Here is a 21,511-nt window from a genome sequence, read left to right on the forward strand (position 1 = left end):
GATGAGCGAGGAGGCGGGCCGGAAAAGCCCGCTCGACCATCTCTACGACTGGTCGGTGCGGGACAGTTTCGAGACCTTCCGCGAGGCGATGTCGGGGGCGATGCTCTTCCCCGACAAGCGCCAGATCCGCCGCTATTGCCTGGCCCGCGCGCTGGCGGGCCCCGCCGCGGCGGGGCTGATCGCCGAGTTCGGCGTCTGGCGCGGGCATGGCGTGAACCTTTTTGCAAAGGGGGCGCCCGACCGCGAGGTCTGGGGCTTCGACAGCTTCGAGGGGCTCGAGGAGGACTGGACCGGCCATGCCAAGGGCGGACAGGCCGGGCGCTTCTCGTTGCAGGGCGCGCTGCCCGAGGTCTCGGACAACGTGCATCTGGTGAAAGGCTGGGTGCAGGACACCCTGCCGGACTGGCTGGCCGCGCGGCCCGGGACGGCGCTGGCCTTCGCGCATATGGACCTCGACACCTACAGCCCCACCCGCTTCGTGCTGGAGGCGCTGGCGCCGCGGCTTGTGCCCGGCAGCGTCCTGCTGTTTGACGAGCTCTACGGCTACCCCGGCTGGCGCCACCACGAATGGCGCGCGCTCTCCGAGGTGCTGGCCCCGGAGCGCTACCGGTTCCTCGCATTCTCGACCGAGGCGGTGGGGATCGAGATCATTTCCGACACCCAAGGAGGAGCACCATGGCCAAGACCATGATCATCGAGGACCACGGCGGTCCGGAGGTCTTCAAATCCGTCGACCGCGAGGTCGGCGCGCCCGGCCCGGGCGAGATCCGCATCCGCCACGAGGCGGTGGGGCTGAACTTCATCGACGTCTACCAGCGGACGGGGCTCTACAAGATGGAGCTGCCGCATGCGCTGGGCATGGAGGCCGCCGGCGTGATCGAGGCCGTGGGCGAGGGCGTCACCCACCTCAAGGAGGGCGACCGCGCCGCCTATGCCGCCGCGCCGCCGGGCGCCTATGCCGAGGCCCGCGTCATGCCCGCCGCCCAGGTCTGCCCGCTGCCCGAGGGCATCTCCTTCGAGGAAGGCGCCGCGATGATGCTCAAGGGGCTGACGGTGCAGTATCTCTTCCACCGCACCACGCCGATTGCGAAGGGCGACACGGTGCTGTTCCACGCCGCCGCCGGCGGGGTCGGGCTGATCGCCTGCCAATGGGCGAAGTCCGAAGGCATCCGCCTGATCGGCACCGCCGGGTCGGACGAGAAATGCGCCCTGGCCGAGGAACATGGCGCCGAGCGCTGCCTGAACTACCGCGACGCGGATTGGCCCGAGCAGGTCCGTGCCCTGACCGAGGGCAAGGGCGTGCATGTGGTCATGGACGCCGTGGGCGCGGCCACCTTCGAGGGCTCGCTCTCGGTCCTGCGACCGCTGGGGATGATGATCTCCTTCGGCAATGCCTCGGGCCCGGTGCCGCCCTTCAGCATCGCCGACCTGGGCGCCAAGGGCTCGCTGAAGATCACCCGGCCGACGCTGTTTACCCATATCGCCGAGCACGAGACCTGCCAGGAGATGGCGGCGATGCTCTTCGAGAAGGTGCGCTCGGGCGCGGTGAAGATCCGCATCGACCAGCGCTTCGGCCTGGAGGAGGTCGCCGAGGCCCACCGGACGCTCGAGGCGCGGAAGACGACCGGCAGCACGGTGCTGGTGGTGTGAGGGGCTGAGGGGCAGGGGCTCGCCGGTGGATGGCTGGCCCCCGGCCTTTGGCGTTGTCGGGCCCTCTTTCTTGCGCCCGAACAGCACCGAAGGTGCCGGGCGCGCGCCGGACCGGCCCCTTGGGCCGGCGCTTGTTGGGGTGGCGCGCTTAGATCGCCGCTAGCCCTGACCTTGCGTGGATTAAGCGCTTCGCTCGGAGCTCAGCAGCGCCGCCCCCCGGTCCGGCACGCGCCCTCCGTTGCGCGGGGGTGAGGGGGCGTAAGGCGCGGCGTGGACGCTTGTGTGCCGCTCGCAATATGAGCGCGCATGGCAAACCGAACGCCCCTAGCTCCCCGACATCCCGAACAGCCCAGAGCCGCCTCTTGCGCCCGAATAGCACCGAAGGTGCCGGGCGCGCGCCGGACCGGCCCGATGGGCCGGCGCTCCGTGGGATGGCGCGCTTAGGTCGCCCCTAGCCCTGACCTTGCCAGGATAAAGCGCCTCGCTCGGAGTTCAGCAGCGCCGACCCCCGGTCCGGCGCGCGCCCAGCACCTTGCGCGCAGCACCTACCCCAGCGCGCGCCAGCCGATGTCGCGGCGGCAGAAGCCCTCGGGCCAGTCGACCGCGTCGACCAGCGCATAAGCCCGGTCGCGGGCCTCGCCGAGGCTCGCGCCCCGGGCGGTGGCGTTCAGAACCCGACCGCCGCTGGCCACCACCGCGCCCTCGCGGGTGGCGGTGCCGGCGTGGAAGGTCATGTGGAAGCTGTCCTCGGGTAGATCGCCCAGCCCGCGGATCACGCTGCCTTTCTCGTAGGCGCCGGGATAGCCCTCGGCGGCCATGACCACGGTCATCGCGTGGTCCTCGGCCCAGCTCACCCGGGCCTCGCCGAGCCGGCCTTCGGCGCAGGCGTGGATCAGGTCGAGCGCCTGGGCCCCGAGCCGCATCATCAGCGCCTGGCACTCGGGGTCGCCGAAGCGGACGTTGTATTCCACCAGCCGCGGCGCGCCGTCCTCGATCATCAGACCGGCGTAGAGCACCCCCTGGTAGGGCGTGCCGCGGCGGGCCATCTCGGCGATCGTGGGCTTCACGATCTCGTCGAGCGCGCGGGCCGTGACGGTCGCGTCCATGATCGGCGCGGGGCTATAGGCGCCCATGCCGCCGGTGTTGGGGCCGGTGTCGCCTTCGCCCACGCGCTTGTGGTCCTGGGCGGTGCCCACGGCCAGCACGTCCCTGCCGTCGCAGAGCACGAAGAAGGAGGCCTCCTCGCCGGTCATGAACTCCTCGATCACCACCTCGGCGCCGGCCGCGCCGAAGGCGCCGCCGAACATCTCCGCGATCGCGGCCTCGGCCTCCGCCAGGCTTTCGGCGATGATCACGCCCTTGCCCGCGGCCAGCCCGTCGGCCTTGATCACCACCGGGAAGGGGCCCTGGCGCACATGCGCGAGCGCCGCGGCCTCCTCGGTGAAATGCGCGTAAGCCGCGGTCGGCGCGCCCGAGGCGTCGCAGAGCTCCTTGGTGAAGGCCTTGGAGGCCTCGAGCCGGGCGGCCTCGCGGCTTGGGCCGAAGACCAGGATACCGGCGTCGCGCAGGGTGTCGGCCACGCCCGCGGCCAGCGGCGCCTCGGGACCGATGATCACCAGGTCGATGGCGTTCTCGCCGGCGAACTCGGCCACCGCGCCGCCGTCCTCGATGTCGAGCGCCGCGCAGGTGGCGATCTCGGCGATGCCGGCATTGCCCGGCGCCACGATCAGCTTGTCGCACTTGGGGTTCTGCATCGCCGCCCAGGCCAGGGCATGTTCGCGCCCGCCGCCGCCGAGGATGAGGATGTTCATGGCCCGCTCTCCGTCTCGCCCGTCCCTTGCTGGCCTGCCTCGTAGCCGCGTGGCCCCCGCCGCACAAGCCTTGGCCCGGCGAAAGCCCGCGCGGGCCCGGTTTTCCCCGCTGCGAAGCGGCGCTAGTGTCGGGCAAGCAAGACAAGCGGCAGGGCAGGCATGAGCGACCTCATCGACGACGGCGAAAGCGGCAACACCCCGGAGTTCACCGTCTCCGAGATTTCCGGCGCGGTGAAGCGCACCATCGAGGGCGAGTTCGGCCATGTCCGCATCAAGGGCGAGGTCGGCCGGGTCTCGCGGCCGCGTTCGGGCCATGTCTACCTGGACCTGAAGGACGACCGCGCGGTGATCTCGGGGGTGATGTGGAAAGGCGTCGCCGCGCGCCAGGACACCCAGCCCGAAGAGGGCATGGAGGTCGTCGCCACCGGCCGGCTGACCACCTTCCCGGGGCAGTCGAAATACCAGATCGTGATAGAGGACATCCGCCCCGCCGGCATGGGCGCGCTCATGGCGATGCTGGAGAAGCGCCGCAAGGCGCTGGCCGCCGAGGGGCTTTTCGACGAGGGCCGCAAGAAGCCGCGGCCTTTCCTGCCCGAGATCATCGGCGTGGTGACCTCGCCTTCGGGGGCGGTGATCCGCGACATCCTGCACCGGCTGCGCGAGCGTTTCCCCCGCAAGGTGCTGATCTGGCCGGTGGCGGTGCAGGGCCAGGCCTCGGCCCCCGAGGTCGCCCGCGCGATCCGCGGCTTCAACGCGTTGACCCCCGGCGGCGCGCTGCCCCGGCCCGACCTGCTGATCGTGGCGCGCGGCGGTGGCTCGATCGAGGATCTCTGGGGCTTCAACGAGGAGATCGTGGTGCGCGCGGCGGCCGAGTCGCAGATCCCGCTGATCTCGGCGGTGGGCCATGAGACCGACACCACGCTGATCGATTTCGCCGCCGACCTTCGCGCGCCGACGCCCACCGCCGCCGCCGAGCTGGCGGTGCCGGTCCGGCGCGACCTCCTGGCCTGGAGCGGCGAGATGCAGGCGCGCATGGGCCGGGCGGTCTCGCAGCGGCTCGAGCATCGCGGCCAGCGGCTGGGTGACCTGGCCCGCGCGCTGCCCCGGGCCGAGACGCTCCTGGAAAGCGCCCGCCAGCGGCTCGACACCAGCGGCGAGCGGCTGCCCGCGGCGCTGATCCGGGGGGTGCAGAGCCGCCGGGTGACGCTGTCCGAGACCGCCGGGAGCCTGCGCCCGGGCATGTTGCGCGCGCGCACCGCCGAGGGGCGCCGCGCGCTCGAGGTCTGGGGCGCGCGGCTCGCGCCGGCGCTCGGGCGGCTGACCGAGACCCGGGCCCAGGCCCTGGGCCGTGTCGGCGACCGCCTGAGCCTGCGCCCGATCCAGCGCGAGGTCTCCGAGCACCGCCGCAGCCTCGAGGCGCTGGCGCTGCGCCTCGACCAGGGCGCCGAGGCGCGGCTGCGCGCGGGCCGCGAGGGGCTCGCGGGTCTCGACCGGCTGCACGAGACACTGGGCTACAAGGCGACGCTCGAGCGCGGCTACGCGGTGGTGCGGGGCGCGGGCGGCGTGCTGACCACCCGCGCCGAGGCCGAGGCCGCGGGCGGGCTGGAGATCGAGTTCAAGGACGGCCGGTTGAAGATCGGCGGCGGTGCCGGGGCCGGTGGCGGCGGGGCCGGTGGGGCTGCGAAGAAGAGCGAGACGCGGAAGAAGAGCGCGCCGGAGCAGGGGTCGTTGTTCTGAAAGACGGGGTGGGCTTGGGTGGCTGGCGGCTTGTTAGTCCGTCAGGCGGTGCCGCTGGATTCGGAGTGGCGTGAGACGCGAGCGTTCAGGCTCTAGGCTGCCGAATGGTGATGCCGGGGGACGTGCAGCATTCGTGGCCGTCCGCGGGACATCAGACCGCTCATGGCAGCTTCCGACAGGTGAGCCGGGCGCGCGACGATCGATGGGCAAAGCTGGCGGTCGAATAGCAGCGCCGACCTGCGTGCGCTGCTTCTGACCGCCAAGCCGCGCTGCTGCCCGTCTGTCGGCGCCCCCTCACAACCCACACCCCTGACCAACATCGCAACAGGCACACCAGAGGGCGCGCGCCGGACCGGGGGCCGGCGCTGCTGACCGTCGTGCTAAGCGCTTTATCCCAGCAAGGTCAGGACGAGCTGCGAGCTAAACGCGCCGCCCCAAGGAGCGCCGGCCCAAGGGGCCGGTCCGGCGCGCGCCCGGCACCTTCGGTGCTATTCGGGCGCAAAAGGCGCGGGGTGGTGGCTGAGCGCGTCGGGGGGCAGGGCGGCTCTTTTCGGCTGGGTTTCATTGGCAGCGCTTCAGGTGTCTCAAACCCACCCCCAACGAAAAAGAGGAGCCCCAACCCGGGGCTCCCCTCCATTTCACCACAACCAGCGCCCCGCAGGGCCCCGCTTCCTCAGGCCGCCTCGTCCATCTTGCCGAACCGTCCGTAGAAGCTCTGGGTCTTCTCGGCCATCTCGCGCAGGAGCGTCGGGCAGGCGAAACGGGCGCCGTAGGCCGCCTCCAGGGCGTCGCAGCGCTCGGCGGCATAGGGCGCGCCGAGGATGTCGAGCCAGGACAGCGGACCGCCGGACCAAGGGGCGAAACCCCAGCCGAGGATCGCGCCGACGTCACCCTCGCGGATGTCCATCAGCACGCCTTCCTCGAGCGCGCGCACCGCTTCCAGCGCCTGGGCGAAGAGCAGGCGATGCTGCACGTCGGTCAGCTCGGGCTGCTCCTCGGCCACCGGGTAGCGGGCCGCGAGACCCTCCCAGAGACCCTGGCGCTTGCCCTTCTCGTCGTAGGCGTAAAAGCCGGCGTTGGCCTTGCGGCCGAGACGGCCCTCGCCCTCCATCCAGAAGATCACCTCGTCGACCGCCTCGTCGGGATACTCCGCGCCCATGGCGGCCTTGGTCGCCCGGGCGATCTTGGCACCGAGATCGATCGAGGTCTCGTCCACCAGCTGCAAGGGCCCGAGCGGCATGCCGACCATCTTCGCGGCATTCTCGATCAGCGTCGGGTTCACCCCCTCGGCGACCATGCGGATGCCTTCGTTGATGTAGGGGATGATGCAGCGGTTGGCGTAGAAGAAGCGCGCGTCGTTGACCACGATCGGCGTCTTGCGGATCTGCCGCACGTAGTCCAGCGCCTTGGCGGTCGCGCGGTCGCCGGTGGCGCCGCCCTTGATGATCTCGACCAGGGCCATCTTCTCGACCGGCGAGAAGAAGTGGATGCCGATGAACTGCTCGGGGCGCTTGGAGGCCTTGGCCAGCTCGGTGATCGGCAGGGTCGAGGTGTTGGTCGCGAAGATGCAATCCTCGCCGATGACCTCCTCGACCTTGGCGGTGACCTCGGCCTTGATCTTCGGATCCTCGAAGACCGCCTCGATGATCAGGTCGCAGCCGGCGAGCGCGGCGTAATCGGTGGTGGCGGTGATCTGCCCCAGGACGCGCTCCTTCTTGGCCTCGTCGACCTTCTTCTTCTTGATGCCCTGGTCGAGGTAGCCCTCGGTATAGGCCTTGCCCTTGTCGGCGGCCTCCTGCTTCTGGTCGAGCAGCACCACCTCGATCCCGGCCATGGCCGAGACCAGCGCGATGCCTGCGCCCATCATGCCCGCGCCCAGCACGCCGACCTTCTTGACCGACTGGTCATCGACGCCCTCGGGCCGCACGGCGCCCTTCTCGAGCGCGCCCTTGTTGATGAAGAGCGAGCGGATCATCGCCCCCGAGGAGGGGTTCATCAGCACATGGGTGAACCAGCGCGCCTCGATCTTCAGCGCGGTGTCGAAGGGCACCATGGCGCCTTCGTAGACCGCCGAGAGCAGCGCCTTGGCCGCCGGGTAGACGCCCTTGGTCTTGCCGTGAACCATGGCCGAGGCGCCGACGAAGGTCATGAAGCCCGCCGGGTGGTAGGGCGCGCCGCCGGGCATCTTGTAGCCCTTCTGGTCCCAGGGCTTTACGATGTCCTTGTCGGTGGCCTCGAGGACCCAAGCGCGCGCCGCCTCGAGCGGATCGGCCGCGACCTCGTCGACGAGCCCCGCCGCCTTGGCCTTCATCGGGTCCGAGAGCTTGCCCTCGAGCAGGAAGGGCGAGGCCGCCATGGCGCCCATCTTGCGCACGAGGCGCGTGGTGCCGCCGCCGCCGGGGAAAATGCCGACCATGATCTCGGGTAGGCCGATCTTGGCCTTGGGATCGGGGGTCACGAAGATCCGGTGCGTGGCCAGCGGCAACTCGAGCCCGATGCCGAGCGCGGTGCCGGGCAGGGCCGCGGCGATCGGCTTGCCACCCTTCTGGGTCTTGGGGTCCATGCCCGCGAGCTCGATCTTGCGCAGCACCCGGTGCAGGCCCATGACGCCCTCGAAGAGCCCCTCGGCGGGGTTCTCGCCGGCGGCGTCCTTCATGGCCGCGATGGCGTTGAGGTCCATGCCCGCGGCAAAGCTGTCCTTGCCGGAGGTGATGACCACGCCCTTCACCGCGTCATCGGCCAGCGCCTCGTCGATCAGGCTCTCGAGGTGTTGGCCGGCCTCCATCGACAGCACGTTCATGGACTTGCCGGGGCAGTCCCAGGTGATCACCGCGACGCCGTCGGCGCCCTTGTCCATCGTGAAATCGGTCATGTCAGTCTCCCCTTGGAGAAGGTTGTCATATCGGGCCCGCCGGTCGCGCGGCGGGCGGAAAATCTCAGTCGTCGGCGCCGGGGCCGGGGCGGTCCGGGGTCAGCGCCGCCGCGTGGCCCTTGTCGCGGGTCGCGGTGTAATGGCTCGCCTGCACCCGCCAGTCGCCATCCGCCCAGGCCAGGTCCGAGATCGCCTGGTAGGGGGCGATGACCGGGGTCTCGCCGGCAAAGAGATGGGTCTCATGCGTGGCGGCGATCCGGCCGGGCCCGGCAAAGCGCGCCTCGGTGACCACCCGGTCGATCCGGGTGACACCGAGGCTGCGGAACTGCTCCTGCATCTTCTGGAACAGCGCCTCGAGCTCGGAGAGCTGGTCGAGCCGGGTCTCGCCCTCGGCGGTGCTGTGCCGGTAGGGCAGGGTGAAACAGGGGGCCATCGCCGCGAAATCACCGGCTTCGAGCGCGGCGTCGGCGCGCGTCAGCAGCGTCTCGGCGATCTCGAGGGCGGTTCGGGTTTCCGGGGCGGTGGCCATGGATCAGACCCGCTCGATGATGGTGGCGGCACCCATGCCCGAGGCGACGCAGAGCGTGGCCAGGCCGGTCTCGCGGTCCGACCGCTCCAGCTCGTCCAGCAGCGTGCCGATGATGATCGCCCCCGAGGCGCCCAGCGGGTGGCCCATGGCGATGGCGCCGCCGTTGACGTTCAGCTTGCCGTGGTCGACGTCGAAGGCCTGCATGAAGCGCAGCACCACCGAGGAAAACGCCTCGTTGACCTCGAAAAGGTCGATGTCGCCGATCGCCATGCCGGAATCCTTCAGGATCTTCTCGGTCGCGGGCACCGGGCCGGTCAGCATGATCGTGGGATCGGTGCCGATCTTGGCGGTGGCGCGGATCCGGGCGCGCGGCTTGATGCCGTGCTTCTCGCCCCATTCCTTGGAGGCCACCAGCACGCCCGCCGCGCCGTCCACGATGCCCGAGGAGTTGCCGGCGTGGTGGATGTGGTTGATCCCCGCGAGATGCGGATATTTCAGCGTCGCCACCTTGTCGAAGCCGGGCATGGTTTCGCCCATCTCCTTGAAGGAGGCCTTCAGCGAGCCCAGCGACTGCATGTCGGTGCCCGGGCGCATGTATTCGTCGTGATCGAGGATCGGCAGGCCGTTCTGGTCGCGCACCGGCAGGATCGAGCGGGCGAAGCGGCCCTCTTCCCAGGCCTTGGCGGCGCGCTTCTGGCTTTCCACCGCGAAGGCGTCGGCGTCATCGCGGCTGATGCCGTATTCGGTGGCGATGATGTCCGCCGAGATGCCCTGGGGCACGAAGTAGCTGTCCATGGCGATGGAGGGATCGACCGCGATGGCCGCGCCGTCCGAGCCCATGGCCACGCGGCCCATCATCTCCACGCCGCCGGCGATATAGGCTTCGCCCGCGCCGCCGCGGACCTGGTTGGCGGCCAGGTTCACCGCTTCCATGCCCGAGGCGCAAAACCGGTTGATCGAGAGGCCGGGGATGCGTTCGTCGAGATCCGAGGCCAGGACCGCGGTGCGCGCCAGGCAGCCGCCCTGTTCGCCGACCTGGGTGGCATTGCCCCAGATCACGTCCTCGACCGCGTGCCCTTCAAGGTTGTTGCGCTCCTTCAGGCCGTTCAGCACATGCGCCGAGAGACGCGCGCTCGTGACCTCGTGCAGGGCGCCGTCCTTGCGGCCCTTGCCGCGCGGGGTGCGGATCGCGTCGTAGATATAGGCGTCGGTCATCCTTGGTCTCCTTTCACGCCCGGTCCGAAGGGTTGCCGGGCATCAGCTCATAGGGGTGTTTCCAGCCGGGCTGTTCCGAAAGCCGGGTCAGCCAGGCGTCGATATGGGGCCAGTCCTTGCGGTCGAAGCCGAAGGGCTCGGGGTAATAGAGGTAGCCGCAGCACGAGAGGTCGGCGTTGGTGAGGCCCTGGCCGACGATCCAGTCGCGGCCCGCGAGATGGGCGTCGAGCACCTGGTAGGCGGCGTTCAGACGGCCCTGCAGGAAGCCGATCGCCTCGGTCGGGCGCTTGTCCTCGGGCGGGAAGTTCAAAAGGAACCGCGTCACCCCGGCCTGCGAGGAGAGCTTGTGGTTGTCCCAGAACACCCAGCGCATGACCTCGCGCTGCTCCTCGGGCGTGGTGCCGGCGAATTTGCCCGACTTCTCCGAGACATACATCTGGATCACGCCGGACTGGGTCAGCGTCACATCGCCGTCGACCATGACCGGGGCCTCGCCCATGGCGTTGAGGTCGCGGTATTCGGCGCTGCGGGTCGCGCCGTTGAAGAAGTCGACGAAGACCGGGCGCCAGTCGAGGCCGGACAGTTCCAGCGCCAGCGCCGCCTTGTAGGCGTTGCCGCTTTCTCCGAAGCAATGCAGATCGATGGTCATGCGCGGTCCTTTCCCAAATGCCTGCGCCCGGGGCGCGTCCCCCTGCGGGCCGGAAGACGGGACAGGGCAGGGCGGGCCCGGCCAAGCGCCGCCCGAAGGGCGGGGCCTGTCGCGATCGGTGCCTCTGCTGCCATTTGCCTCCTCCCAGGCCGTGGCGGTCCTCAGCGCTTGCGCGCCTCCAGCTCGGCGTTGAAGAGCCTGAGCCGGTGCGACAGCGCCTCGTTCTCGGTGACGCTGTCGAAGTTCTCGAAGAGGAAGCTCAATGCCTCGCCTTCGTCGAGCCCGGCCTCGGCGGCGAAGCGCCGGAGCCTGCGGTAGCCGTCCTCGGTCATGGCGACGGGGAAACGGCGGGTCAGACGGAAGCGTTTGGGCATGGGGCCTCCTCGGGACGGGTGGGCGTCTCCGCCCACCCTTGGCCTCAGAAGTTGGCCGCGTCCAGTTCCATGACCGTCTCGGCGCCGGACTCGATGCGCTTGAGGTGCATCGCCGTGGCCGGCAGCTGGCGCGCCATGTAGTAGCGCCCGGTGGCGAGCTTGGCGGCGTAGAAGTCGTCGCTGGCGCCGCCCTCGATCGCCGCCTTGGCCGCGAGGCCCATCTTCGCCCACATCAGGCCCAGGCAGACATGCCCGAAGAGGTGCATGAAGTCATAGGAGCCCGAAAGCGCGTTGTTGGGGTTCTTCATGCCGTTCTGCATGAAGTACATGCCCGCCTGCTGCAGGTCCTTGGAGGCCAGCTTCAGCGGATCGAGGAAGTCGCGGTCGAAGGCTTCGTCCTGGCCCTTGGTCTCCTTGATGAAGTCCTTGACCATGTCGAAGAAGGCCATGACGTGCTTGCCGCCGTCCTGGCCGAGCTTGCGGCCCACGAGGTCGAGCGACTGGATGCCGTTGGTGCCCTCGTAGATCATGGTGATCCGGGCGTCGCGGACGAACTGCTCGAGGCCCCATTCGCGGGTGAAGCCCGAGCCGCCCAGGGTCTGCTGCGCGAGGACCGCGGTGTCGAAACCCTTGTCGGTCAGGAAGCCCTTGATCACCGGCGTCAGCAGCGAGATCAGCCCCTCGGCGGCGGCATCCTCGTTGCGATGCGCGCGGTCGATCATCGAGGCGCCCCAGAAGGTGAAGGCGCGGGCGCCTTCGACAAAGCTCTTCTGGTGCATCAGGTTCCGGCGCACGTCGGGGTGCACGATGATCGGATCGGCGGGGCCCTCGGGGTTCTTCACGCCGGTCACGTCGCGGCCCTGCAGACGGTCCCGGGCGAAGCCGAGCGCGTTCTGATAGGCGACCTCGCCCTGGGCATAGCCCTGCAGGCCGACGCCGAGACGGGCCTCGTTCATCATGGTGAACATGGCGCGCATGCCCTTGTGCATCTCGCCGATCAGGAAGCCCTTGGCGCCGTCGTAGTTCATCACGCAGGTGGCGTTGCCGTGGATGCCCATCTTCTCTTCGAGGCCGCCGCAGGAGAGGGCGTTGCGCTCGCCGAGGCTGCCGTCCTCGTTCACCAGGAACTTCGGCACGATGAAGAGCGAGATGCCCTTGATGCCGTCGGGGCCGCCGGGGATCTTGGCCAGCACCAGGTGGATGATGTTGTCGCACATGTCGTGCTCACCGGCCGAGATCCAGATCTTGTTGCCGGTGATCTTGTAGCTGCCGTCGTCCTGGGGTTCGGCCTTGGTGCGGATCAGGCCCAGGTCGGTGCCGCAATGCGGCTCGGTGAGGTTCATGGTCCCGCCCCACTCGCAGGTGACCATCTTCGGCAGATAGGTCGCCTTCTGCTCGGCCGATCCATGGGCGTGGATGGCGTTATAGGCGCCATGGGTCAGGCCCGGATACATGTTGAAGGCCATGTTCGCCGAGGAGAACATCTCGCCCACCGCGGTCGAGACGAGGTAGGGCAGGCCCTGGCCGCCATACTCGGGATCGCAGTCGAGCGCGGTCCAGCCGCCGTCGCGCATCTGGTCGAAGGCCTCGCGGAAGCCCTCGGGGGTGCGGACCACGCCGTTCTCCAGGCTGCAGCCCTGCTCGTCGCCGACCTTGTTCAGCGGCGCCAGCACGTTCTCGGCCAGCTTGCCGGCCTCGTCGAGGATGGCCTGCAGGGTTTCACGGTCGAGGTCCTCGTATCCCTCGATGCCGGCCTCGGCGGTCTTCAGCACCTCGTCGAGAACGAAGAGCATGTCCTTGGTGGGGGCGTGGTAGACGGGCATGGTGTCCTCCCTTGGGAAATACCGGTGTTATTCTGCGGCCTTGTCGCCGTGCGACATGGAGCCGAGGATCTTCTCGCCCCAGCGCATCTGGTCCTCGAGGTCGGCGATGGCCTCGTTGAGCTCGTCGCGCTGGGCGATCATCGCCTCCAGCCGCTCCTGGGCGACCTCGTAGGTGCGGGCGAGCTGGGTGCGCTGCTGGTCGCCCATGTCGTAGAGGTCGAGCAGCTGGCGGATCTCCTCGAGGCTGAAGCCGAAGCGCTTGCCGCGCAGGATCAGCTTGAGCCGCGCCCGGTCGCGCCGGGTGAAGAGCCGTCGCTGGCCCTCGCGGATCGGGAAGATCAGCTCCTTGGATTCATAGAAGCGCAGGGTCCGCGGCGTGACGTCATAGGCGTCGCACATCTCGCGGATGGTCATGATGCGGTCGTCGGAGGTCGGGGTCATGGGTCTCGCAAGCCGATGTGTTCAAGCCAGAGGTAATGCGCTCGACCCCGCTGATACAACACGGGGTGACGTTTACGTAACTCATACGTCACGTCACTTTTTCTCTGACGGGGGGTCACGGCGCGGCGGGGCATTGGGGCGGTTTGGCGCGGTGGGTTTGGCGGCGTAGAGGGGTGAGTAGTGGCTTGTAATTTAGAGCGATTACAGTGCCTTGAGGCGAAGGCTGTTTCGCGTGGCTTCCAGCGTCCGGCGCGGACCACGTCCGGCCCGTCTGGGTTGTGTCGTTACGTCATGGATCGCGTTACTCTCGGCGGAAGCCCCGCCGAACCCCGCCGAAACAAGGGCCGCCGACCGGCGGCACACCGCCCATCCAACGCCGAGATCCGGGGTTGAGCCGACAGGCCGCCGTCCATCAAGCGCCAAGTTCCGGGGTTTGAACCGACAGGCCGCCGCCGGAAACCCCGCGCCTCAGCCGTCGAGCGACTTGGCGGTCTCGTCGCGCAGGGTCTTCAGCTCGTCCATCGCCTGGTCGAGCTGGCGGCGCTGCTCCTCCAGCTCGCCCAACTGGCGGTCGGCCATGGTCACCCAGGTCCGCATCTGCGCCTCGGTGCCTTCCTTCTCGTAGATCAGCAGCCACTGGCGGATGTCCTCGAGCTGGAAGCCGAACTTCCGCCCGCGCAGGATCAGGGTCATGCGCGCGACCTCCCGCGGCCCGTAGAACCGCGAGCGGCCCTCGCGTTCGGGCTGCAGAAGTTCGATGTATTCGTAGTAGCGCAGCGTCCGCGGCGTCACATCGAACTTGGCACACATGTCCTTGAAGCTGAGGCGGGTCTCGTCTGCCATCCGGGTCTCCTCGGGTTTCCGGGCGCCTGCGTGCGCCCGAAATAATGCGATATGCGCGGCATGGGCAAGGGGCAGGGCGCCCCGGCGCGCAAGGGGGCTTGTTCCCCGCCCTCTGAGCAGGGATAACCCCAAGGACATATGAAGCCGCAGGGAAGGCAGACAAGTGGTTGCGGACAAGGCCAGAATCGCCCGGCAGTTCATCGCGAGCATCCCCCATTCGCGGACCCTCGGCATGGAGATCGAGGAGCTCGGCGACGGCTACGCGCGGATCACCATGCCCTATCACGACCGCATCGTCGGCGACGCCAAGACCGGGGTGATCCACGGCGGCGCGGTCTCGGCGCTGATGGACACCTGCGGCGGCGCTGCGGTGATGAGCCACCCCTCGGCGCCCGGCGGCACGGCGACCATCGACCTGCGCATCGACTACCGCCGCGGTGCCAAGCCCGGCGACACGATCACCGCAGAGGCGCGCTGCACCCATATCACCCGCAACGTCGCCTTCGTCAGCGCCACCGCGACCGACAGCGACGCCGAGAACCCCGTGGCCACCGCCACCGGCGCCTTCACCGTGGAGGGCGCGTGATGGCGGCCCGGCGTCCCCCCGATCCCGTCCAGGTGGTCAAGCAGCGGCGCGACGCGGCGCTGGCGGCGCTTGCGGGCGGCGTGCCCTACATCCAGACGCTGGGCATCCAGTTCGACCGCAAGGGCGACGAGCTGACCGCCGTCCTGCCCTTCAAGGACGACCTTATCGGCAACCCCTTCCTGCCGGCGATCCACGGCGGGGTGACGGCGGCCTTCCTCGAGATCACGGCGCTGATCACGCTCTGCTACCAGTGGCTCTGGGAAGACGTGGAATCGGGCGAGCTGCAGGTCGAGGCGCTGGAGGCGGGCGAGCTGCCGCGGCTGCCGAAGACCATCGACTTCACCGTCGACTACCTGCGCTCGGGCCTGCCGCGCGACGCCTATGCCCGCGCCCGCGTCACCCGCTCGGGCCGGCGCTACGCCAGCGTCATGGCTGAGGCCTGGCAGGACAACCACGCCCGGCCCTTCGCCATGGCCACCTCGCATTTCCTGATGCCGCGCAGCGATGGCTGAGACCGATACCGGGGTCGCCGCGCCGCGGGACGTCACCCATGGCCGCGTCCTGAAGATCGCCCTGCCGATCGTGCTGTCCAACGCGACGGTGCCGATCCTGGGGGCGGTCGACACCGGCGTGGTAGGCCAGCTCGGCCAGGCCGCCCCGATCGGGGCGGTGGGCATCGGCGCGGTGATGATCACCGCCTTCTACTGGGTCTTCGGCTTCCTGCGGATGGGCACCACCGGCCTTGCCGCCCAGGCCGAGGGCCAGGGCAACCGCGCCGAGGTCGCCGCGATCCTGACCCGGGTGCTGATGATCGGCCTGGCCGGCGGCACCGCGCTGATCCTGCTGCAGCCCGCGCTTTTCTGGGGCGCCTTCCGCATCTCTCCGGCGAGCGAGGAGGTCGAGGGGCTGGCGCGCTCCTACATGGCGATCCGCATCTGGTCGGCGCCCGCGGCCATCGCGATCTACGGGGTGATCGGCTGGCTCATCGCCCGCGAACGCACCCGCGCGGTCCTGGTGCTGCAGCTCTGGATGAACGGGGTGAACATCCTGCTCGACCTCTGGTTCGTCCTGGGGCTCGGCTGGGGCGTCGACGGGGTGGCGGTGGCCACCTTCATCGCCGAATGGTCCGGGCTGGCGCTGGGCCTCTGGCTCTGCCGTGGTGCCTTCCGGGTGCCCGATTGGCGCGACTGGGCGCGGGTCTTCGACCGCGAGAAGCTGGCGCGCATGGCGCGGGTCAACAGCGACATCCTGATCCGCTCGCTGTTGCTGCAGTCGATCTTCCTGTCCTTCCTGCTGTTCGCCTCGGACTTCGGCGATGTGACGCTGGCCTCGACCCAGGTGCTGGTGCAGTTCCTGCAGATCACCGCGCATGGGCTCGACGGCTTCGCCTTTGCCGCCGAGGCCATGGTCGGCCAGGCGCTGGGCGCGCGGGCGCGGGCGACGCTCCGGCGCGCCTCGGTGATCTCGAGCCTCTGGGGCGGGGTCGGGGCGGTGCTTCTGGCGGCGGCCTTCTGGGTCGCGGGCCCGTCGATCATCGACCTCATGGCCGATGTGCCGAGCGTGCGCGCCGAGGCGCGGGACTACCTGCCCTGGATGGTCGCCGCGCCGATCCTGGGGCTGGCCTCCTGGATGCTAGACGGGATCTTCATCGGCGCCACGCGCACCGCCGACATGCGCAACATGATGGTGCTCGCGACCCTGGGCTATTTCGCCGCCGTGGCCGCGCTGATGCCGGTCTTCGGGATGCACGGGCTCTGGGCCGCGATGTCGCTGAGCTTTGTCTTCCGGGCGCTGACGCTCGGCTGGCGCTACCCCGCGTTGGAGCGCGCCGCCAGCGCCTGAGCGAAGATCGCCGGGTCGACATTGCCGCCCGAGATGGTGACCACCACCGCGTCGCCCTCCAGCTCCTCGCCGTGGTAAAGCGCCGCCGCCAGCGCCACCGCGCCGCCCGGTTCGGCCACGAGCTTCAGCCGCAGGAAAGCCTCGGCCATGGCGGAAAGCGCCTCCTCCTCGCGGACCACGAGGCCCGGCCCGCAGAGCCGCTGCATGATCGGGAAGGTCAGCTTGCCCGGCGCGGGCGTGATGATCGCATCGCAGAGCCCGCCCGAGAGCCGGGCGTTGGGCGTCACCTCGCCGGTCGCCAGCGCGCGGGCGGTGTCGTCGAAGCCCTCGGGCTCGACAGGGCGGACGCGCAGGCCCGGGGCCTCGGCCTCGCAGGCCAGCGCGATGCCCGAGGTCAGCCCGCCGCCGCCGCAGCAGACCAGCACGTCGGCGCGGGTGATGCCGAGCGCCATCATGTCCTCGGCGATCTCGAGCCCGGTGGTGCCCTGGCCGGCGATCACCTCGGGCTCGTCGAAGGGTTTCACCAGGGTCAGCCCGCGCTCTTCGGCAAGCCGCGCGCCGATCTCGTCGCGGTCCTCGCGGCCGCGGTCGTAAAGCACCACCTCGGCGCCGAGCGCGCGGGTGTTCTCGATCTTCAGCCGGGGCGCGTCCGAGGGCATGACGATCACCGCGCTCGTGCCATGCCCGCGCGCCGCCAGCGCGACGCCCTGGGCGTGGTTGCCCGAGGAAAAGGCGATCACCCCGCGCGCCCGGCGCTCGGGCTCCAGCGCCGAAAGCGCCGACCAGGCGCCGCGGAACTTGAAGCTGCCGGTGTGCTGCAGGCATTCGGGCTTCACCAGCACCCGCCGCCCGGCGAGCTCGTCGAGGAAGGGCGAGGACAGCAGCGGCGTGCGCCGCGCCTGGCCGTTCAGCCGCGCACGGGCGGCCCGGATCCGGTCGATGTCCATCAGGCGAGCCTTTCGAGCCAGCGGGCGAGCGCGTCGCGGGCGGGCGGCTCGTCGAGGAAGGGGATATGCCCGCGGTCGGGCACTTCGGTCGCGATCATGTCGGGGCGACGGCGCTGCATCTCGGCGAAGGTGTCGGGCGTCAGCAGGTCCGAATTGGCCCCCCGGATGGCGCAGATCGGCAGGCCCTCCAGCGCGTCGAAAAGCGGCCAGAGGTCGGGCGCGGGCTGCGCGCCGTCGCCGAGGACCGCCTCGCGCAGCTTCGGGTCGTAGGGGATCTCGAGCCCGTCCGGCCCCTCGCGGAAGAGCCGCCGCACCTCGGTGTCCCAGCGCCCCTGCGGGACATTGGCGAAGCCCGCCATGCGGGCGCCGATCACCTCGGCGGCTTCCTCGTAAGTCTTCCAGACCGGGTTGCGGCCGAGGTAGTCCTTGATGACCTCGAGGCCCGCGGGCGCGATCTCGGGGCCGATGTCGTTCAGCGCCACGCCCGTCAGCCGGTCCTTCGCGTTGGCCGCCAGCATCATCGCGATGAGCCCGCCGCGCGAGGTGCCGAGGACCGCGGCGCGTTCGATGCCCAGGTGGTCGAGCAGCTCCAGCGCGTCGCGCCCCTCGGTCGGGATGGTGTAGCTCGCCGGATCGCCCCAGTCCGAGGCGCCGCGCCCGCGGTAGTCGAGCCGGATCAGCCGGACGCCCGCCAGATGCGGCGCGACATAGTCGAAATCCCCGCCGTCGCGGGTCAGCCCCGCGAGGCAAAGGAGCGGCAGGCCGGCGCCTTCGTCGGTGAAATGCAGCGAGAGCCCGTCGGAGGTCGTGAAGCGCGGCATCAGCGGGCGAGGTCCGGCAGGCTGTCGAGGGATTCCAGCACGTGCTGGGGCCGGGCGGGCAGCCGGTCCACCGGCTCGCCCTTGCGGTTGACCCAGAAGGTCTCGAAGCCGTAACCCGCCGCGCCCGCGGCGTCCCAGCCGTTCGAGGAGACGAACATCACCTCTTCGGGGCGGGTGCCGAAATGCGCGCCGACCATGTCGTAGACCTTGGCGGAGGGTTTGAAGATCCCGACCTCCTCGACCGAGAGCACCGCGTCGAGGTATTCGCCGATGCCCGCGCTGTCGACCGCCCCGTCGAGCATGTCCTTGTTGCCGTTCGACAGGATCGCGCAGGTCTTGCCGGCGGCCTTGAGCTTGGCCAGCATCATCGGCACCTCGCGGAAGGGCGTGAGCTCCCAGTAAAGCGCCAAGAGGCGCTCGCGCAGCTCGGGGTCGTCGTGCAGGCCCTGGCGCTCCAGCGCCCAGTCGAGCCCGTCCTTGGTGACCTCCCAGAAGGGCGTGTAATCGCCGGTGATCGCCCGGAGCCAGGTGTATTGCAGCTGCTTCTGCCGCCAGTCCTCGGCGATCTCGGTCCAGACGGCCTTCAGGCGCTCGCGGCCCGGCTCCTCGGCGGCGGTGCGCGCGGCCGAGGCCACGTCGAAGAGCGTGCCGTAGGCGTCGAAGATGCAGGTGGTGATGGGCATGGGCTCCTCCTTGTTGCGGGCAAACTGACACGCGGGCGCGGCAAGGGAAAGGCCGGGCGGTTCCCTTCGCCGCGGCGAGGCCGTAAAGGCGGAGAGAGGACCGCTGACCGCACCGCTGACCCTGAGGAGAGATGGATGTCCGACGAAGTGCTCGCCACGATGAAGGCCGCGCCCGGCCGCCGCTGGTTCGGCCTGATCCTGCTGGTGGCGCTGGGCCTCCTGGTGCTTTACGTCGCCGCCGCGCGGCCGCCCGCGCTGGGCTGGCAGGCGCTCCTGGTGGCGGTGGGGCTCGGGTCCTTCTGGATGGCGCGGGCAATGCACCGCGCCACCGGGCTGACGCTGACCCTGACCCGCGAGGCGCTCAGTGACAGCGAGGGCCGGGTGGTGGCCCGGATCGAGGACGTGGCCGCCGTCGACCGGGGGATGTTCGCGATGAAGCCCTCGAACGGCTTCGTGCTGAAGATGCGCAACGCCCAGCCCCGGGCCTGGCGCCCCGGGGTCTACTGGTCGCTCGGCCGCCGGGTCGCCGTGGGCGGGGTGATGCCCGCCTCGCAGAGCAAGCCCATGGCGGATTCCATCGCCATCATGGTGGCCACGCGCGGGCAGGGCGACGACGGCTGAGGCGGGGTCGCCCTGGGCTGGGGTGGCGAGCGGTGAGGCTTGTGCGCCCGGCGTGCGGCGGTGATCGGTGAGATATGGGCGTCCGCCACAAGGCGGTGATCGGTGAAGTCTAGGCGCCTGGTTATGGGCGGCGCTTCGCGAGACGTGGCCACCCCTTGACGGGCTGCACGCTGCGAGGCTCGTCGGCCCGACGAGGGGTTCTTCGGCCTCAAAACGACACGCGGCGGCCCAAAGCAGAGCCGCCGCGCGCCCATTGTCAGCCGGGCTCACGCCCGGCCCCGCGTCACACGTCGAAGAACACCGTCTCTTCCGCCCCCTGCAGGTGGATGTCGAAGCGGTAGGCGCCGGGGCTCTCTTCGCGGGCGATCAGGGTCGGCACGCGCGCGCGGTGCTCGATCCGGGCCAGCACCGGGTCGGCGGCATTGGCCTCGGCCTCGTCGGGGAAATACATCCGCGTGTGCAGGCCGAGGTTGATCCCCCGCGCCACGATCCAGAGCGTCAGATGCGGCGCCTGTTGCGCCCCGCCCGGGCCGGGCACCGAGCCCGGCTTCACCGTCTCGATCCGCCACTGGCCGCTCTCGCCGTCAGAGGCGACCCGGCCGAAGCCGGTGACCGAAGGGTCGGCCTCGGGGTCATGGCCCGGATGGCGCCCGGCGGCATCGGCCTGCCAGACCTCGATCATGGCGTCGCGCAGCACCGTGCCGGTGCCGTCGAAGATTGCGCCGGTGACGGTGATCCGCGTGCCCTGCGCCTCCGGCCCGGCGATCACCCGGCCCAGGTCCTCGGGGTAGACGCCGGTGATCTCGGCGAAATTCGGCGTGCAGCCGATGTGCACGTAGGGCCCGGCGGTCTGGCTCGGGCTTTCCTTCAGCTCGCGCTCGCGGTGCATCACAGGCCCTCCTTGCGGTTCTCGAACAGGGTCTGGCGGCGGCCCCGCAGCACGATGTCGAAGCGGTAGGCGCGAGAATCCATCGGCACCGTGTTGCGCATGTCGAGCGTCGCGGTCAGCGCCGCGATGCCCGCCGGGTCCGGCACGGTCTGCACGATCGGGCAGAGGTCGATCATCGGGTCGCCCTCGAAATACATCTGGGTGATGAGCCGCTGCGCGAAGCCATGGCCGAAGACCGAGAAATGGATATGCGCCGGGCGCCAGTCGTTGCCGCCGTTGGGCCAGGGGTAGGGGCCGGGCTGCACGGTGCGGAAGGCATAGCCGCCGCTCTCGTCGGTGATGCAGCGCCCGCAGCCGCCGAAGTTGGGATCGAGCGGTGCGAGGTAGCCCTCTTTCTTGTGGCGGTAGCGCCCGCCGGCATTGGCCTGCCAGACCTCCAGAAGCGCGCCGGGCACGCCGCGCCCGGTCTCGTCGACGACCCGGCCCTGGACGATGATCCGGGGCCCGATCGCCGAATGCCCCGAGGCCGCGTAGTTGTGGATCAGGTCGTGATCGAGCGGGCCGAGGATGTCATGCCCGAAGACCGGCCCGGTCGTCTCCGACGGGGTCTGCGGGAAGGAGATCGGCGCCCGCGACGGCGAGCGCACCACCGAGGTCCGGTAGGGCGGGGTCAGCGCCGGCGGATGCCAGCTCCGGTCCCGGGCGAAGAAGGCGCCGTCACTCATGGTCGGTCTCCATCTCTGCAAAGGTCTGTTTGGCGAGCTTCAGCGCGTGATTGGCGCGCGGCACCCCAGCGTAGATCGCGACGTGCTGGAAGACCTCGATCACGTCCTCGCGGCTGGCGCCGGTGCGGGCGGTGGCGCGGATATGCATGGGGATCTCCTCGAAGTTGCCGGTCGCCGCGAGCAGCGCCAGCGTCAGCATCGAGCGTTCGCGCCGGCTGATCGCCTCCGAGGCCCAGACGGTGCCCCAGGCGGCTTCGGTGATCAGCGCCTGGAAAGGCGCATCGAGCGGCGTCGCGGCGGCCTCGGCGCGGTCGACATGGGCATCGCCCAGGACCGCGCGGCGCACCGCCATGCCGCGGGCGTGTTTGTCTGACATGGGGCCTCCTTCCCTCGGGCCATCATACAGAACCGAGGTGCGAAGAAAATTGAGAAAAGCGGTGGGATAGATTACCT

General features: G+C 70.0%; 22 protein-coding genes. 7 read left to right on the plus strand and 15 right to left on the minus strand.

The genetic code is table 11. The annotated features are described in order from the left end of the window. Position 1: 1 nt before the first annotated feature. Together LR948_RS15705 and LR948_RS15710 are read left to right on the plus strand one after the other, a co-directional pair. A complete protein-coding gene (locus tag LR948_RS15705) occupies positions 2 to 691 on the plus strand; it encodes a TylF/MycF/NovP-related O-methyltransferase (RefSeq protein WP_232755032.1) in 690 nt (229 codons plus the stop codon). Further along, entirely contained in the window at positions 676 to 1,650 is a 975-nt protein-coding gene (locus LR948_RS15710) for a quinone oxidoreductase (RefSeq protein ID WP_232755033.1), read from the plus strand. Before LR948_RS15705 ends, LR948_RS15710 begins: the two co-directional genes overlap by 16 nt. A 545-nt stretch (positions 1,651 to 2,195) precedes the next feature. Here LR948_RS15710 and purD read toward each other — a convergent pair. Next, positions 2,196 to 3,461 carry a phosphoribosylamine--glycine ligase gene (purD, locus tag LR948_RS15715; RefSeq protein ID WP_232755034.1) on the minus strand — a complete coding sequence of 422 codons (1,266 nt, stop codon included), beginning with the start codon at positions 3,459 to 3,461 and terminating at the stop codon, positions 2,196 to 2,198. A 159-nt stretch (positions 3,462 to 3,620) separates the two neighbouring features. Between purD and xseA the strand changes: the two genes are divergently transcribed. Continuing rightward, positions 3,621 to 5,198 (plus strand): exodeoxyribonuclease VII large subunit, encoded by a 1,578-nt coding sequence (gene xseA, locus LR948_RS15720; protein ID WP_232755035.1) that lies wholly within the window; start codon positions 3,621 to 3,623, stop codon positions 5,196 to 5,198. A gap of 673 nt (positions 5,199 to 5,871) precedes the next feature. Here xseA and LR948_RS15725 read toward each other — a convergent pair. The 8 genes from LR948_RS15725 to LR948_RS15760 form a co-directional block, all read right to left on the minus strand. Then, complete coding sequence (locus tag LR948_RS15725) at positions 5,872 to 8,070, minus strand: 3-hydroxyacyl-CoA dehydrogenase NAD-binding domain-containing protein (RefSeq protein WP_232755036.1); 2,199 nt, start codon at positions 8,068 to 8,070, stop codon at positions 5,872 to 5,874. A gap of 64 nt (positions 8,071 to 8,134) precedes the next feature. Then, positions 8,135 to 8,599 carry a hypothetical protein gene (locus LR948_RS15730; protein ID WP_232755037.1) on the minus strand — a complete coding sequence of 155 codons (465 nt, stop codon included), beginning with the start codon at positions 8,597 to 8,599 and terminating at the stop codon, positions 8,135 to 8,137. A 3-nt stretch (positions 8,600 to 8,602) separates the two neighbouring features. Continuing rightward, complete coding sequence (locus LR948_RS15735) at positions 8,603 to 9,814, minus strand: acetyl-CoA C-acetyltransferase (protein WP_232755038.1); 1,212 nt, start codon at positions 9,812 to 9,814, stop codon at positions 8,603 to 8,605. A 13-nt stretch (positions 9,815 to 9,827) separates the two neighbouring features. After that, complete coding sequence (locus LR948_RS15740) at positions 9,828 to 10,463, minus strand: glutathione S-transferase family protein (RefSeq protein WP_232755039.1); 636 nt, start codon at positions 10,461 to 10,463, stop codon at positions 9,828 to 9,830. A gap of 161 nt (positions 10,464 to 10,624) precedes the next feature. After that, a complete protein-coding gene (locus LR948_RS15745) occupies positions 10,625 to 10,837 on the minus strand; it encodes a hypothetical protein (RefSeq protein WP_232755040.1) in 213 nt (70 codons plus the stop codon). A 44-nt stretch (positions 10,838 to 10,881) separates the two neighbouring features. Next, positions 10,882 to 12,660 (minus strand): acyl-CoA dehydrogenase C-terminal domain-containing protein, encoded by a 1,779-nt coding sequence (locus LR948_RS15750; protein ID WP_232755041.1) that lies wholly within the window; start codon positions 12,658 to 12,660, stop codon positions 10,882 to 10,884. Between the two features lie 27 nt (positions 12,661 to 12,687). After that, positions 12,688 to 13,101, minus strand: coding sequence for a MerR family DNA-binding transcriptional regulator (locus tag LR948_RS15755; RefSeq protein WP_232755042.1), 414 nt, complete (start codon positions 13,099 to 13,101; stop codon positions 12,688 to 12,690). A 468-nt stretch (positions 13,102 to 13,569) separates the two neighbouring features. Continuing rightward, positions 13,570 to 13,944 (minus strand): MerR family DNA-binding transcriptional regulator, encoded by a 375-nt coding sequence (locus LR948_RS15760; protein WP_232755043.1) that lies wholly within the window; start codon positions 13,942 to 13,944, stop codon positions 13,570 to 13,572. Positions 13,945 to 14,107: 163 nt separating this feature from the next. Between LR948_RS15760 and LR948_RS15765 the strand changes: the two genes are divergently transcribed. The 3 genes from LR948_RS15765 to LR948_RS15775 are packed head-to-tail and all read left to right on the plus strand — an operon-like array spanning position 14,108 to position 16,372. Then, positions 14,108 to 14,530 (plus strand): PaaI family thioesterase, encoded by a 423-nt coding sequence (locus LR948_RS15765; RefSeq protein ID WP_232755044.1) that lies wholly within the window; start codon positions 14,108 to 14,110, stop codon positions 14,528 to 14,530. Next, the gene (locus LR948_RS15770) at positions 14,530 to 15,042 is read left to right on the plus strand and encodes a PaaI family thioesterase (protein ID WP_232755045.1); all 513 of its coding nucleotides are present in this window, start codon (positions 14,530 to 14,532) and stop codon (positions 15,040 to 15,042) included. Before LR948_RS15765 ends, LR948_RS15770 begins: the two co-directional genes overlap by 1 nt. Next, positions 15,035 to 16,372, plus strand: coding sequence for an MATE family efflux transporter (locus LR948_RS15775; RefSeq protein ID WP_232755046.1), 1,338 nt, complete (start codon positions 15,035 to 15,037; stop codon positions 16,370 to 16,372). The genes LR948_RS15770 and LR948_RS15775 overlap by 8 nt, the downstream gene beginning before the upstream one ends. On the opposite strand, the gene LR948_RS15780 is transcribed toward LR948_RS15775, so the two are convergent. Genes LR948_RS15780 through LR948_RS15790 form a run of 3 tightly spaced genes read right to left on the minus strand, consistent with a single transcriptional unit; the run spans position 16,339 to position 18,823 of the window. Then, positions 16,339 to 17,322 (minus strand): threonine/serine dehydratase, encoded by a 984-nt coding sequence (locus tag LR948_RS15780; RefSeq protein WP_232755129.1) that lies wholly within the window; start codon positions 17,320 to 17,322, stop codon positions 16,339 to 16,341. The genes LR948_RS15775 and LR948_RS15780 overlap by 34 nt on opposite strands. Further along, a complete protein-coding gene (locus LR948_RS15785; protein WP_232755047.1) occupies positions 17,319 to 18,140 on the minus strand; it encodes an alpha/beta fold hydrolase in 822 nt (273 codons plus the stop codon). The genes LR948_RS15780 and LR948_RS15785 overlap by 4 nt, the downstream gene beginning before the upstream one ends. Then, positions 18,140 to 18,823 carry a haloacid dehalogenase type II gene (locus LR948_RS15790; protein ID WP_232755048.1) on the minus strand — a complete coding sequence of 228 codons (684 nt, stop codon included), beginning with the start codon at positions 18,821 to 18,823 and terminating at the stop codon, positions 18,140 to 18,142. Before LR948_RS15790 ends, LR948_RS15785 begins: the two co-directional genes overlap by 1 nt. A gap of 135 nt (positions 18,824 to 18,958) precedes the next feature. On the opposite strand from LR948_RS15790, the gene LR948_RS15795 reads away from it, so the two are divergent. Beyond that, on the plus strand, positions 18,959 to 19,444 hold the full coding sequence (locus tag LR948_RS15795) for a hypothetical protein (RefSeq protein ID WP_232755049.1): 486 nt from the start codon (positions 18,959 to 18,961) through the stop codon (positions 19,442 to 19,444). Positions 19,445 to 19,727: 283 nt separating this feature from the next. Here the strand turns inward: LR948_RS15795 and pcaG are convergent, their stop codons facing one another. From pcaG to pcaC, 3 genes are read right to left on the minus strand one after another with little or no spacing between them, the layout of a single operon-like run. Continuing rightward, entirely contained in the window at positions 19,728 to 20,333 is a 606-nt protein-coding gene (gene pcaG / locus LR948_RS15800) for a protocatechuate 3,4-dioxygenase subunit alpha (RefSeq protein ID WP_232755050.1), read from the minus strand. Beyond that, positions 20,333 to 21,058, minus strand: coding sequence for a protocatechuate 3,4-dioxygenase subunit beta (pcaH, locus tag LR948_RS15805; protein ID WP_232755051.1), 726 nt, complete (start codon positions 21,056 to 21,058; stop codon positions 20,333 to 20,335). Before pcaH ends, pcaG begins: the two co-directional genes overlap by 1 nt. Further along, positions 21,051 to 21,434: a 4-carboxymuconolactone decarboxylase gene (gene pcaC, locus LR948_RS15810; protein WP_232755052.1), complete on the minus strand. Its 384-nt coding sequence runs from the start codon at positions 21,432 to 21,434 to the stop codon at positions 21,051 to 21,053. The genes pcaH and pcaC overlap by 8 nt, the downstream gene beginning before the upstream one ends. Between the last annotated feature and the right edge of the window lie 77 nt (positions 21,435 to 21,511).

Source organism: Roseivivax sp. GX 12232 (genome assembly GCF_021272185.1).
Classification (GTDB): Bacteria; Pseudomonadota; Alphaproteobacteria; order Rhodobacterales; family Rhodobacteraceae; genus Roseivivax.

Coding starts and splice junctions, on each gene's coding strand:
- LR948_RS15705 (WP_232755032.1), top strand. CDS start 2: ATGAGCGAGGAGGCGGGCCGGAAAAGCCCGCTCGACCATCTCTACGAC.
- LR948_RS15710 (WP_232755033.1), top strand. CDS start 676: ATGGCCAAGACCATGATCATCGAGGACCACGGCGGTCCGGAGGTCTTC.
- purD (WP_232755034.1), bottom strand. CDS start 3,461: ATGAACATCCTCATCCTCGGCGGCGGCGGGCGCGAACATGCCCTGGCC.
- xseA (WP_232755035.1), top strand. CDS start 3,621: ATGAGCGACCTCATCGACGACGGCGAAAGCGGCAACACCCCGGAGTTC.
- LR948_RS15725 (WP_232755036.1), bottom strand. CDS start 8,070: ATGACCGATTTCACGATGGACAAGGGCGCCGACGGCGTCGCGGTGATC.
- LR948_RS15730 (WP_232755037.1), bottom strand. CDS start 8,599: ATGGCCACCGCCCCGGAAACCCGAACCGCCCTCGAGATCGCCGAGACG.
- LR948_RS15735 (WP_232755038.1), bottom strand. CDS start 9,814: ATGACCGACGCCTATATCTACGACGCGATCCGCACCCCGCGCGGCAAG.
- LR948_RS15740 (WP_232755039.1), bottom strand. CDS start 10,463: ATGACCATCGATCTGCATTGCTTCGGAGAAAGCGGCAACGCCTACAAG.
- LR948_RS15745 (WP_232755040.1), bottom strand. CDS start 10,837: ATGCCCAAACGCTTCCGTCTGACCCGCCGTTTCCCCGTCGCCATGACC.
- LR948_RS15750 (WP_232755041.1), bottom strand. CDS start 12,660: ATGCCCGTCTACCACGCCCCCACCAAGGACATGCTCTTCGTTCTCGAC.
- LR948_RS15755 (WP_232755042.1), bottom strand. CDS start 13,101: ATGACCCCGACCTCCGACGACCGCATCATGACCATCCGCGAGATGTGC.
- LR948_RS15760 (WP_232755043.1), bottom strand. CDS start 13,944: ATGGCAGACGAGACCCGCCTCAGCTTCAAGGACATGTGTGCCAAGTTC.
- LR948_RS15770 (WP_232755045.1), top strand. CDS start 14,530: ATGGCGGCCCGGCGTCCCCCCGATCCCGTCCAGGTGGTCAAGCAGCGG.
- LR948_RS15775 (WP_232755046.1), top strand. CDS start 15,035: ATGGCTGAGACCGATACCGGGGTCGCCGCGCCGCGGGACGTCACCCAT.
- LR948_RS15785 (WP_232755047.1), bottom strand. CDS start 18,140: ATGCCGCGCTTCACGACCTCCGACGGGCTCTCGCTGCATTTCACCGAC.
- LR948_RS15790 (WP_232755048.1), bottom strand. CDS start 18,823: ATGCCCATCACCACCTGCATCTTCGACGCCTACGGCACGCTCTTCGAC.
- LR948_RS15795 (WP_232755049.1), top strand. CDS start 18,959: ATGTCCGACGAAGTGCTCGCCACGATGAAGGCCGCGCCCGGCCGCCGC.
- pcaG (WP_232755050.1), bottom strand. CDS start 20,333: ATGCACCGCGAGCGCGAGCTGAAGGAAAGCCCGAGCCAGACCGCCGGG.
- pcaH (WP_232755051.1), bottom strand. CDS start 21,058: ATGAGTGACGGCGCCTTCTTCGCCCGGGACCGGAGCTGGCATCCGCCG.
- pcaC (WP_232755052.1), bottom strand. CDS start 21,434: ATGTCAGACAAACACGCCCGCGGCATGGCGGTGCGCCGCGCGGTCCTG.